At 72.8% G+C, this 11,352-nt stretch carries 13 protein-coding genes and 1 tRNA gene; 6 read left to right on the top strand and 8 right to left on the bottom strand.

Annotated features, from left to right (window positions below):
- On the bottom strand, positions 1-784 hold a 784-nt coding region (locus tag V7E45_RS34390), incomplete at its 3' end, for a PaaX family transcriptional regulator (protein WP_333778171.1).
- A 15-nt stretch (positions 785-799) separates the two neighbouring features.
- On the bottom strand, positions 800-2,479 hold the full coding sequence (locus tag V7E45_RS34385; RefSeq protein WP_333778172.1) for an AMP-binding protein: 1,680 nt from the start codon (positions 2,477-2,479) through the stop codon (positions 800-802).
- 72 nt (positions 2,480-2,551) lie between these two features.
- Here V7E45_RS34385 and V7E45_RS34380 point away from each other — a divergent pair, with 72 nt between their 5' ends.
- Together V7E45_RS34380 and V7E45_RS34375 are read left to right on the top strand one after the other, a co-directional pair.
- On the top strand, positions 2,552-3,685 hold the full coding sequence (locus V7E45_RS34380; RefSeq protein ID WP_333778170.1) for an acyl-CoA dehydrogenase family protein: 1,134 nt from the start codon (positions 2,552-2,554) through the stop codon (positions 3,683-3,685).
- The gene (locus V7E45_RS34375) at positions 3,682-4,080 is read left to right on the top strand and encodes a RidA family protein (protein WP_333778169.1); all 399 of its coding nucleotides are present in this window, start codon (positions 3,682-3,684) and stop codon (positions 4,078-4,080) included. The genes V7E45_RS34380 and V7E45_RS34375 overlap by 4 nt, the downstream gene beginning before the upstream one ends.
- 4 nt (positions 4,081-4,084) lie before the next feature.
- Here V7E45_RS34375 and V7E45_RS34370 read toward each other — a convergent pair whose 3' ends face one another.
- Complete coding sequence (locus tag V7E45_RS34370) at positions 4,085-4,279, bottom strand: DUF5999 family protein (protein WP_333778168.1); 195 nt, start codon at positions 4,277-4,279, stop codon at positions 4,085-4,087.
- Between the two features lie 236 nt (positions 4,280-4,515).
- Between V7E45_RS34370 and V7E45_RS34365 the strand changes: the two genes are divergently transcribed.
- Positions 4,516-4,941 carry a DUF6299 family protein gene (locus V7E45_RS34365; protein ID WP_333778167.1) on the top strand — a complete coding sequence of 142 codons (426 nt, stop codon included), beginning with the start codon at positions 4,516-4,518 and terminating at the stop codon, positions 4,939-4,941.
- Positions 4,942-5,005: 64 nt separating this feature from the next.
- Here V7E45_RS34365 and V7E45_RS34360 read toward each other — a convergent pair whose 3' ends face one another.
- From V7E45_RS34360 to V7E45_RS34340, 5 genes are all read right to left on the bottom strand, one after another.
- Positions 5,006-5,227, bottom strand: a complete 222-nt coding sequence (locus V7E45_RS34360; RefSeq protein WP_333778166.1) for an acyl-CoA carboxylase subunit epsilon — start codon at positions 5,225-5,227, stop codon at positions 5,006-5,008.
- A gap of 11 nt (positions 5,228-5,238) precedes the next feature.
- A complete protein-coding gene (locus V7E45_RS34355; protein WP_333778165.1) occupies positions 5,239-6,783 on the bottom strand; it encodes an acyl-CoA carboxylase subunit beta in 1,545 nt (514 codons plus the stop codon).
- A 29-nt stretch (positions 6,784-6,812) separates the two neighbouring features.
- Positions 6,813-7,250 (bottom strand): hypothetical protein, encoded by a 438-nt coding sequence (locus tag V7E45_RS34350; RefSeq protein ID WP_333778164.1) that lies wholly within the window; start codon positions 7,248-7,250, stop codon positions 6,813-6,815.
- Between the two features lie 136 nt (positions 7,251-7,386).
- Positions 7,387-8,172 (bottom strand): AfsR/SARP family transcriptional regulator, encoded by a 786-nt coding sequence (locus V7E45_RS34345; protein ID WP_333778163.1) that lies wholly within the window; start codon positions 8,170-8,172, stop codon positions 7,387-7,389.
- 251 nt (positions 8,173-8,423) lie between these two features.
- Positions 8,424-8,520, bottom strand: a tRNA-OTHER gene (locus V7E45_RS34340).
- Between the two features lie 174 nt (positions 8,521-8,694).
- Here V7E45_RS34340 and V7E45_RS34335 point away from each other — a divergent pair.
- From V7E45_RS34335 to V7E45_RS34325, 3 genes are all read left to right on the top strand, one after another.
- Positions 8,695-9,702: a DUF2156 domain-containing protein gene (locus V7E45_RS34335; protein WP_333778162.1), complete on the top strand. Its 1,008-nt coding sequence runs from the start codon at positions 8,695-8,697 to the stop codon at positions 9,700-9,702.
- Positions 9,703-9,784: 82 nt separating this feature from the next.
- Positions 9,785-9,934, top strand: a complete 150-nt coding sequence (locus tag V7E45_RS34330; protein WP_333778161.1) for a hypothetical protein — start codon at positions 9,785-9,787, stop codon at positions 9,932-9,934.
- A 259-nt stretch (positions 9,935-10,193) separates the two neighbouring features.
- Positions 10,194-11,309 carry a fatty acid desaturase family protein gene (locus V7E45_RS34325; RefSeq protein ID WP_333778160.1) on the top strand — a complete coding sequence of 372 codons (1,116 nt, stop codon included), beginning with the start codon at positions 10,194-10,196 and terminating at the stop codon, positions 11,307-11,309.
- Positions 11,310-11,352 lie beyond the last annotated feature (43 nt).

Raw genomic sequence — 11,352 nt, 5'->3', positions numbered from 1 at the left:
CCCGCAGCCGCTCGTGCAGCCCCCGGAAGACCTCGGCCGAGCGGGCGCCCGGCCAGTCCGCCGGGAGCAGGTGGGGGGGCAGGCCGGGGTCGGTGTAGGGGAGGTGGCGCCAGGTGTCGAGGGCGAGGAGGTAGTCGCGGTAGGCGTCCTCGGGCTCGGTCGCGGTGCGCCGCTCCCAGGCGTGCAGCACGGGCGCGTGCACGTCCAGGAAGCGCTCGTGCGCCTTGGCGATCGCCGCCAGGTCCCACCACCGGGCGACGGCCTCCGGGGTGGGCGCGAAGCCGAGGTGCTCCCCGCGGAAGAAGTCGACGTACGGGTCGAGCCGCAGCCGGCCCAGGGTGTGCCGGGTCTCCTCGTAGAGGCGGGCCGGGGCGATCCACACCCCGGGCGCCGCCGTGCCGAAGCCCAGCCCGGCCAGCCGGGAGCGCAGCACGTGCCGCTTCTGCCGCTCCGACTCGGGCACCGAGAACACCGCGAGCACCCAGCCCTCGTCCTCCGGCGGCGCGGTCAGATAGATACGGCGGTCGCCGTCGTCCATCAACTGCCTTGCCTCGGCCGAGAGTTCGTAGCCGGCCGCCCCGGCCGCGGTGCGCGCGGGCAGCAGCAGGCCGCGGCGTTTGAGCCGGGACACCGAGGAGCGGACGGACGGCGCGTCCACGCCGACCGCGGCCAGGAGCCGGATCAGCTCGGCGACGGGCACCGGACCGGGTGCGAAGCGGCCGTACGCGCCGTAGAGCGTGACGATGAGGGACCTGGGGGCGTGCTGCTCGGACACGTTGATCATTTTAGGTCGTCGATATCACTGCGGGTCACCTCCGGTCCGCAGCCGGAACCGCTGGAGCTTGCCGGTGGCCGTGCGGGGCAGTGTGTCGAGGAAGACGAACTCGCGTGGGCACTTGTACGGGGTCAGCTCACGGGTCAGGAAGGCGCGCAGCGCCTCCGGGTCGCGCGCCGCGCCCTCCCGCAGGACGGTGTACGCCACCGCCACCTGGCCGCGTGCCTCGTCGGGCCGGCCGACGACGGCCGTCTCGACCACGTCGGGGTGGCGCAGCAGGGCGTCCTCCACCTCCGGCCCGGCGATGTTGTACCCGGCGGAGACGATCATGTCGTCGGCGCGGGCCACATAGCGGAAGTAGCCGTCGCTCTCCCGGACGTAGGTGTCGCCGGTGACGTTCCAGCCGCCGCGCACGTACTCCCGCTGCCGTGGGTCGGCCAGGTAGCGGCAGCCCACCGGGCCGCGGACCGCGAGCAGGCCGGGCTCGCCGTCGGGCACCGGGTCGCCGTGCGCGTCCTGCACGCGCGCCTGCCAGCCCGGCACCGGCACGCCCGTCGTGCCGGGTCTGATCCGCTCGTCGGCCGCCGAGATGAAGATGTGCAGCAGTTCGGTGGCGCCGATGCCGTTGATGACGCGCAGACCGGTGCGTTCCCGCCAGGCCCGCCAGGTGGCCGCGGGCAGGTTCTCGCCCGCGGACACGCAGCGGCGCAGGGACGAGACGTCGTGGCCGTCCAGCTCGTCGAGCATCGCCCGGTAGGCGGTCGGCGCGGTGAACAGCACCGAGACCCGGTGCTCGGCGATCGCCGGCAGCAACTGCCGCGGGCCGGCCTGTTCGAGGAGCAGGGAGCTGGCGCCGGCCCGCAGCGGGAAGACCACGAGGCCGCCGAGGCCGAAGGTGAAGCCGAGCGGCGGGCTCCCGGCGAACACGTCGTCCGGCCGGGGGCGCAGCACGTGCCGGGAGAAGGTGTCGGCGGTCGCCAGCACGTCCCGGTGGAAGTGCATGCACCCCTTCGGCCGACCCGTGGTGCCGGAGGTGAAGGCGATGAGGGCCACGTCGTCGGCGGCCGTGTCCACCGCCGGGTACGGGGTGCCGGGGGCCGGGCGGCGCAGCAGGTCGTCGGACGCGTCACCGCCGTACGTGGTGATGCGCAGGCCCGGGATCTCGGCCTTCGCCAGGTCGTCCACGGCCCGGACGTCGCACAGGGCGTGCCGGACCCGGGCGATCTCGCACATCGTGGCCAGCTCGTGCGGACGCTGCTGGGCCAGCACGGTGACCGCGACCGCGCCCGCCTTCAGCACCGCGAGCCAGCAGGCGGCGAGCCAGGGGCCGGTGGGGCCGCGCAGCAGCACGCGGTTGCCGGGCACCACACCGAGGTCGCCGGTGAGGACGTGCGCGATGCGGTCCACCCGGGCGCGCAGCTCGCCGTACGTCCAGGTGGGGCCGGCCGGGGTGTGGAAGGCGGGCCGGCCGGGGTCGGTGCCGCCGAGCAGCTCTTCCGCGCAGTTGAGCCGCTCCGGGTAGCACAGCTCCGGCAGGTCGAAGCACAGCTCGGGCCACTCGTCCGGCGGCGGGAGATGGTCGCGCGCGAAGGTGTCGACGTGGGCCGAGACGTGCATGGCGGTTCGCCCCCTATGCCGTGACAGGCGTCGAGACGGGCGTCCTGGTGCGCTCGCGGATCGAGCGTATCGTGTTGGTGACGGCAGTCAACTGTGCGCGATAACCTCGCCCGGAGACGGGGAGGGCCAACGGGACCCGCCCCGGAGGGAGGACCGGCAGTGCCCGCATTCTCACTCGAACCGGAACAGACCGCCTGGTGCGCCGAGCTGCGCGCCCTGGCCGCCGAACGGCTGCGTCCGCTCGCCGACAAGGGTGAACCGGGCCGGGTCAACCGGCCGCTCCTCGCCGAGCTGGGCCGGCTCGGGCTGCTCGCGCGGCTGTTCGCTTCCGGCGCGCTCGACCTGTGCCTGATGCGGGAGTCGCTGGCCCAGTCCTGTACCGAGGCCGAGACCGCCCTGGCCCTCCAGGGCCTCGGCGCCCACCCGGTGCACGCCCACGGCACCTCCGCCCAGCGGGAGCGCTGGCTGCCCCGGGTCACCGAGGGCGGGGCGGTGGCGGCGTTCGCGCTCAGCGAGCCGGGCGCCGGCTCCGACGCGGCGGCCCTCGCCCTCGCGGCCGAGCCCGACGGCGGCTCCGGCTGGCGGCTCACCGGCGCCAAGTGCTGGATCTCCAACGCCCCCGAGGCGGACTTCTACACCGTCTTCGCCCGCACCACCCCGGGCGCCGGGGCCCGCGGGGTGACCGCCTTCCTGGTCCCCGCCGACCGGCCGGGCCTCACCGGCTCGGCGCTGGAGATGATCTCGCCGCATCCCATCGGCGCCCTCGACTTCGACGCCGTGCCCGTCACCGCCGAGGACGTCCTCGGCGAGCCCGGCCGCGGCTTCGCCGTCGCCATGGGCACCCTCAACCTGTTCCGGCCCAGCGTCGGGGCCTTCGCGGTCGGCATGGCCCAGGCGGCGCTCGACGCCACCCTCGGCCACACCGCGGAACGGGAGGCGTTCGGCGGCCCGTTGATGCGCCTGCAGACGGTGTCCCACCAGGTCGCCGAGATGGCCCTGCGCACGGAGGCGGCCCGGTTGATGGTGTACGCGGCGGCGAGCGCCCACGACGCCGGCGCACCGGACGTCCCCGGGCGCGCCGCCATGGCGAAGCTGCTCGCCACCGAGACCGCGCAGTACGTCGTCGACACCGCCGTCCAGCTGCACGGCGCCCGTGCCCTGTGCCGCGGCCACCTCCTCGAACACCTCTACCGCGAGGTGCGCGCCCCGCGGATCTACGAGGGCGCGAGCGAGGTGCAGCGGGGCATCATCGCCAAGGAGCTGTACGCCACACGCACCCGGGAGGCCCGGTGACGACCGAGCGCGTCAACCCGCCCGAGCTGGCCCCGCCCACGGGCTTCTCGCACGCCGTCGTCGCCACCGGCTCCCGCGTGGTGTTCCTGGCGGGCCAGACGGCCCTCGACGGCGACGGCAAGGTCACCGGCGAGACCCTGCCCGAGCAGTTCGAGAAGGCGCTCACCAACCTCCTCGCCGCCCTGGCCGCGGCCGGCGGCACCCCCGCCGACCTCGCCCGCGTCACCGTCTACGCCACCGACGTCGCCGACTACCGCACGCACGCACGGCGACTGGGCCGCATCTGGCGGGAGCGGGCGGGCCGGGACTACCCGGCGATGGCGGTCGTGCAGGTCGTACGGCTGTGGGACGAGCGGGCGTTGGTGGAACTGGACGGGTTCGCGGTGCTGCCCTGAAGCCTCAGGCCGCCGCCGCGAGCCGCTCGTCCGGGACCCGGCGGGGCGGTACCACGCTGCCGTCCGGGTGCAGTTCGCCCGAGTCGTCGAAGACGATCGAGCCGTCGCACAGCAGGGCCCAGCCCTGTTCCGGACGGGCGGCCACGAGATGCGGGACACCGGCGTCGACGGCCGTGGACGAGATCTGGCAGGAGCACATGGCGCACCTCCACAGCGGGCGGGAAGGGGGCCGGCGGGATCGGCCGCGGCCCGGCATGCACCGACCATGCCTCCGCCGGGGGCGCGGGGGAACCGTCCGCGGAGAAGCGTGACAACACGCGGACAACTTCCGGACGGTCCGAAGACGCGCCACCGATGGGGTGACGGTCACGGCGGGCGGCCCGGCCGACCGGTACCAGTGGAGGCCCCCCACCCCACGGAACCGGGAGGCATCCCATGCCCCTACGCCACGCCCTCGCCACCGCCCTGGGAGCCGCGGCGCTGCTGTGTGCCGCCGTCGGCCCGGCCGCGGCCGACGCCGGCGAGAGCATCACGGTCGACCCCACCGGCACCGTCGCCGCCGACGGCACCGTCACCCTCTCCGGCACCTACCGCTGCACCGCCGGCACGGGGCCGGTCCTCGTCGGCTCCTCGGTCGGCCAGTCGGACCCCCGGGTCCAGCAGGGCGTCGGCGGCGGCGTCGCGCTGTGCGACGGCGCCGAGCACCGCTGGGAGAACTCGGGCAAGGTCGTGCCCGGCTCCGTCGAGGCGGGTCCGGCCCATGTCCAGGCCGCCCTCGTGGAGCTGCGCCCGTCGGGCATCGTGCCGCTGCCCTACTTCCACGCGGTGACGGAGCGGGACATCACCCTCGTCCAGGACTGACGCATCCGGCCGGCGGCCCGGCACCCCCGCGAGGTGCCGGGCCGTCGGGCGCGGGCCGCGGTCGTCAGGAGCGCTGCCAGCTGTGCGGGGCGTGGAAGGCGTGGGGGCGCCAGGAGGTGGTGCCGGGCGAGGAGGGCTCGGCGCCCTGCCCGGCCAGCGCGCTCCGGCTGAGCAGCAGCACCGTCAGGGCGGCCAGCTCCTCGTCGGTGGCCTCGCCCCGCTCGACGCGGATCGGGGGAGTGGGAGAAACAGCGGACGTGGGGGACGTGGGGGATGCGAGGGACATGGGGACCTCCGTCACTGAGGGGGATTGCCGTGCTTGCGCACGGGGCGCTCGGCGTGCTTGGTGCGCAGCATCGCCAGCGCGCCGATGAGGACGCGGCGGGTCTCGGCGGGGTCGATGACGTCGTCCACCAGGCCGCGCTCGGCCGCGTAGTACGGGTGCATCAGCTCGGCCTTGTACGCCTTGACCAGCTCGGCGCGTTCGGCCTCGGGATCGTCCGCCTCGGCGATCTGGCGGCGGAAGATGACGTTGGCCGCGCCCTCGGCGCCCATCACGGCGATCTCGTTGGTGGGCCAGGCGTAGGTGAGGTCGGCGCCGATCGACTGGGAGTCCATGACGATGTAGGCGCCGCCGTACGCCTTGCGCAGGATCAGCGAGATCCGGGGCACGGTCGCGTCGCAGTAGGCGTAGAGGAGCTTCGCGCCGTGGCGGATGATGCCGCCGTGCTCCTGGCCCACGCCCGGCAGGAAGCCGGGCACGTCCAGCAGGGTGACGATCGGGATGCTGAACGCGTCGCACATCTGCACGAAGCGGGCCGCCTTCTCCGACGCCTCGATGTCCAGCACGCCCGCCAGGGTCTGGGGCTGGTTGGCGACGATCCCGACGACCTGGCCGTCCAGCCGGGCCAGCGCGCAGATGACGTTGCGTGCCCAGCGCTGGTGGACCTCCAGGTACTCGCCGTCGTCGACGATCTCCTCGATCACCCGGGTCATGTCGTACGGCCGGTTCCCGTCGGCCGGCACCAGGTCGGCCAGCGTCTCGCAGCGGCGGTCGGCGGGGTCGTCGCAGGGCACGGCGGGCGGGTTCTCGCGGTTGTTGCGGGGCAGCAGCGACAGGAGGTAGCGCACCTCCTCCAGGCAGGTCTCCTCGTCGTCGTACGCGAAGTGGCACACGCCCGAGGTCTCCGCGTGGACGTCGGCGCCGCCCAGGCCGTTCTGGGTGATCTCCTCGCCGGTGACCGCCTTGACCACGTCCGGGCCGGTGATGAACATCTGCGAGGTCTCGCGGACCATGAACACGAAGTCGGTGAGCGCCGGGCTGTAGGCCGCGCCGCCGGCGCACGGACCCAGCATCACGGAGATCTGCGGAATGACACCCGAGGCCGCCGTGTTGCGCCGGAAGATGCCACCGTAGCCCGCGAGGGCGGTGACGCCCTCCTGGATCCGTGCACCCGCGCCGTCGTTCAGGGAGACCAGGGGCGCCCCGGCCGCGATGGCCATGTCCATGATCTTGTGGATCTTGGCGGCGTGGGCCTCGCCCAGCGCGCCGCCGAAGATCCGGAAGTCATGGGCGTAGACGAAGACGGTACGGCCCTCGACCGTGCCCCAGCCGGTGACGACACCGTCGGTGTACGGCTTCTTCGCCTCCAGGCCGAACCCGGTCGCCCGGTGCCGGCGCAGCGACTCGACCTCCTGGAACGAGCCCTCGTCGAGGAGCAGGCCGATCCGTTCGCGCACGGTGAGCTTGCCCTTGGCCTTCTGGGCGGCGGTCGCCCTCTCGCTCGGGCCGGCGAGCACCCGCTCACGTATGCCGGCCAGTTCCTCGACCTGGGACCTCATGTCTCCCCCTGCTTCCCTGAAGTGACGGATTACCGGTCGCCGAGCCGGCGCAGCGCGCTCGCCTGGAGCACGGCGAACGCCCCCACGACGGCCGCCTGGAGCACGGTCCACACCGTGCCGACGGTGTTCGGGCCGAACCACCCGAAGACGGCGGTTGCGACCGAGGCGACCGCCCACAGCGTGTTGGCCTCGACGACCGCCTTGGTGGCGGTCCTGCCCGGCACCGGCCGGCGCGCCAGCAGGGCCACGAGGGCGCCGTACACGGTGAGGAACACGCCGATGCCGCGCAGGAGTCCGGTGCCGAGTCCGAGCAGGTCACCCACCGGTCCAGCGGCGAGGAGATAGATCAGGCCGTTGGCGGCGGTGACGGCCGCGTCCAGCGCGAGGAAGGTCCGTAACGGGCGGGCCGCGGCGGAGCGGGTGAGCGTATGCCGCGCCGCGTGCGCCGGGGTCTGGCTCGTGGTCATGGGGCCTCCGAAAGTAGGGAAGTCTGGTTCCACTTGCCCGAAGAGCGTGCCAAGGCGGGCTGACCGGCGGCTGACGGAGCGCTTACGCGGCGCGGTGGCGGGCCGCCCGGCACCCGGCCACCGGCCCGCCCGGGCCTCACACCGGCTGCAGGCGCATGTCGCCGGTCAGGGCGGGGTCGTGGGAGAGGATCGCGTGCTCGACCCGGCGCAGCGCGGGGGAGGGCTGTATCCCCAGCTCGTCGTCGAGGTGGCGGCGCATCCGGCGGAACACGTCCAGGGCGTCGGCCTGCCGGCCCGAACCGTACAGGGCGATCATCAGCTGCTCGCAGAACCGTTCCCGCAAGGGGTGGTTGGTGTGCGCCTCGGCCAGTTCGGCGAGCACCGCCGCATGGCGGCCCAGCCGCAGCTCGGCGTCGAAGCGCAGCTCCATGGCGCGCATCCGGTACTCCTCGTAGCGGGCGGCCGCGAGCTGGCACAGCGTCCCGGCGGTGAAGCCGCCGAAGACCGGACCGCGCCACATGCCCAGCGCGTCGCCCAGCAGCCGCGCGGTGCGGGCCGCGTCGTCCGGCGCCGCGGCCTCGGCCAGCCGCACCGCCCTGATGAACTCGGCCGCGTCCAGCTCGCCCTCGCCGACGCCGAGCCGGTAGCCGGAGGGGTGCATCGTCACCCGGGAGGCCGGACGGTCCGGCTCCAGGTCACGGAGTCTGCGGCGCAGCCGGCTGACGTGGGCCTGGAGCGCGTTGGCCTGGTTGTCGGGGACGGAGTCCCCCCACATCTCCTCCGCCAGGCTCTCCCCGGACACCGGCTGCCCCTCGCTGACCAGCAGCGTCTGCACCAGAGTGCGCTGCAGGTCGCCGGAGACGTCCGCCGGGCCGTGGACGGTGAGTATCTGCAGTGCCCCGAGTACGGAGAACCTCAGCATGCCTTCTCCCCCTTGAACGAAAATTCCTGGCGAAGATGTTTCTTTCCGGGCTCTTTCCGGGCTCGTGCCACGGTGAAAAGCAGGGGCCGAACGCGCCGCGCCCCGGCGGGCGCCTGATTTCTCATCGGCCCGCCGGGGCGGTTGCTCCGCCGGGACGGGGGCGGCCGGCGGCTCCTGGGACATCCGGTCCCGCGGCGTCTTCAGCGCGGCACCGGATGGAAAGAATTCGTACGCGAGTGTACTTCCGACCGTGGCGGAGAGGGCAGGATTCGAACCTGCGCAGGCCGTCGCCGGCCCGACCTAGAGGCGTGCTCAAGGTCCCCGATCAGCCACTCCGGGCACCTCTCCTCGCTTCCGGCCCGGTTTCCCGTGCCGTTCACGGAAACAACAGTCGCAGCATCCGCTGACGGAATGCTGACACGCTTCTGACGCAGGCAATGAATTCCTTGTGGCCCTTTTCTCGGGCAACCTCTCGGTGCTGTACTCCCTTCGATGGAAAACGCTCCCGAAAGGGGTAAGGGAATGACCGCGACCACCACCGAAGCCATCACCGACAACCCGGTTCTCGACGCCATACGCAGCCACACGGATGCCGAGAACCCGAGTTCCTTCCTGGCGCTCAACAGCGGAAACAGTACGTTCACCGTCCCGGGCGCGGACGGTGTCGTCGTCTACCGCCGCACCGGCCGCTGGGCCGTGCAGTTCGGTGGCCCCTTCGCCGCCGGACAGGACTACGCCACCCTCCTCGAGGGCTTCCGGCAGTACGCCCGCGACGAGGGCCTGAGCCTCGTCGGCGTGCAACTCCAGCGCTCCGACGCCGAGCGCTACGCCGCCGCCGGCTTCACCGTCAACCAGGTCGGCGCCTCCTGGGCGGTGGGCCTGCCCGAGTTCACGCTGCGCGGCACCAAGTTCATGCAGCTGCGCAACAAGATCTCCCGCGCCCACCGCAACGGCCTCACGATCAAGGAGGTCGACGCGGCCGACGTCCAGGACGCCATCGCCACCATCGACCAGGCCTGGCTCGGCTCCAAGGGCGGCGCCCAGCAACTGGAGTTCCTCGTCGGCCAGATCGGCGGCCCGGTCCAGGAGCACCGCCGCCTGTTCGTCGGCACCATCGACGGCGCCCCGGTCGCGTACATCTCGTACTCGCCGGTCTACGGCAGCCGGGCCGGCTGGATGCACGACCTGAGCCGGCGTATCCCGGAGGGCTCGCCGGGCCTCATGGAGGCCATCAACGCGCACGCCATCGAGGTGTTCCGGGCCGAGGGGGTCCAGTGGCTGCACTTCGGGTTCACGCCCTTCACCGGGCTGGACGCGAGCCACGAACTCGACGGCCACAGCCCCGCGTTCCAGTGGCTGATGCACGCCCTGTGGGCCGAGGGCGCGGCCCTGTACCCGGCGCAGACGCAGCTGTCGTACAAGCAGAAGTGGGCTCCCGACGTGCTGATCCCGGAGTACGTGGCCTTCGACGGCCCGCAGGCCTCGCTGCCTGGCTTCGCGCACGTCTTCCGCGCCTGCAACGCCTTCTGACGGCACCGGCAGCCCGCCGAACCACCGCACACCCGAACCGAACATCCGCACCGAACACCCGCACCGGAAGGAGCGAGCAGACATGAGCCAGTCCACCGAGGAACTCCAGCACGCCATGGTCGAGCAGCTGATGGCGGTCATCGGGGCCCCCGACGACGAGGTGGTGGCCGAGGCCGCCGACTCGGTCGTCCGCGCCCTCGACGAGCGGCTGCGCGCCGGGGCGGCCGGCTGAGCCCCGCGCCGCACACCCGGTCAGACCGGTATCAGTGCCACATCAGCGCTCCACGGAACGCTGGACACACGTTCGCCCGGCGGTCCGGGCCCGGGAGCACCGCACTGTGCTCCCGTCGCCCGGGTCCGCCGGACGGACTCCAGGCCCTGTCCCGCGGCGGTGACCGCGCGGGAGCTGAAGTCGACTCGCGGCGCCCGCAGGTCCGTGGGGCAGCGGTGCCGCCGCCCGATCCGGGCACTTCTCCCAAGGAGAGCAACGCATGCAGCGTCCGCACACACAAGAGGCCGGGGCCGCACTGGCCGCCGGTGGAGGCGCCGGCGCCGGGCAGCGCACCGGTGCCTCGGCGACCTTCTCCGAACTACTCAAACGGGTCAAGGCCGAGGGCCTGCTCGACCTCGACCCCCGGTACTACGTGGGCAAACTGGCCCTCAACACCGCCCTGCTGCTGATCGGGTTCGCCGCCTTCTTCGAGCTGGGCGACTCCTGGTGGCAGCTGCTGACGGCCCTGTGGATGGGGCTGTGCGGCGGCCAGTCGGCGTTCATGTGGCACGACGCCGGCCACAAGGCGATGTTCCGCAGCAAGAAGGCCGCCTCGGCGGTCGGCTACATACACGCCAACCTGGTCAACGGGGTCAGCTACGGCTGGTGGGTCAACCACCACAACCGCCACCACAGCAACCCCAACCACCTGGACATGGACCCGGACATCGGCCGGCGCACCGCCATCTTCGACATCAAGCAGTACCCCACGCGCAAGGGCACCCAGAAGTTCGTCGTGCGCTACCAGAGCGTGCTGTTCTTCGTGCTGCTGGTGCTCGAGGGCTTCAAGATGCTGAAGACCGCGGTCCTGTCGATCGTCCAGGGCAAGACGAAGCGGCCCGTGCTGGAGACCTTCCTCATCGTGCTGCGCGCCGCCGTCTACCTCGGCCTCGTCTTCACCGTGCTCTCCCCGGCCCTGGCCGTCGCCTTCATCCTGGTCCAGCACGCCGCCCTGGGCGTGTACTTCGGGATGATCTTCGCCCCGAACCACAAGGGCATGGACGTCCGCGACGGCGACGAGGAGACCCTGGACTGGCTGGAGCGCCAGGTCCTCACCTCCCGCAACATCCGGCCCAGCCTGCTGATCGACTTCCTCTACGGCGGCCTCAACTACCAGGTGGAACACCACCTGTTCCCGGCCATGCCGCAGAAGAGCCTGCCGCGCGCCCGGGAGCTGACCCGCGAGTACTGCGCCGAGCGCGGGGTCCCGTACCACGAGGTCGGGTTCTGGGCCTCGTACCGCGAGGTCGCCTCCTTCCTGCACGAGGTCAGCGCGCCGGTCCGGCGCGGAGACGTGGAGGAGCAGATCCGGCGCCGGGCCATGGAAGCCGCCTGAGGCCGGGCCGTCCCCGCACCACCTTCCCCACACCCCCCACAGC

The organism is Streptomyces sp. IBSBF 3136, from assembly GCF_036815105.1.
Taxonomy (GTDB): domain Bacteria; phylum Actinomycetota; class Actinomycetes; order Streptomycetales; family Streptomycetaceae; genus Streptomyces.
The sequence above is the reverse complement of the archived record's forward strand: the minus strand, read 5'-3'. Positions and strand labels throughout refer to the sequence as shown.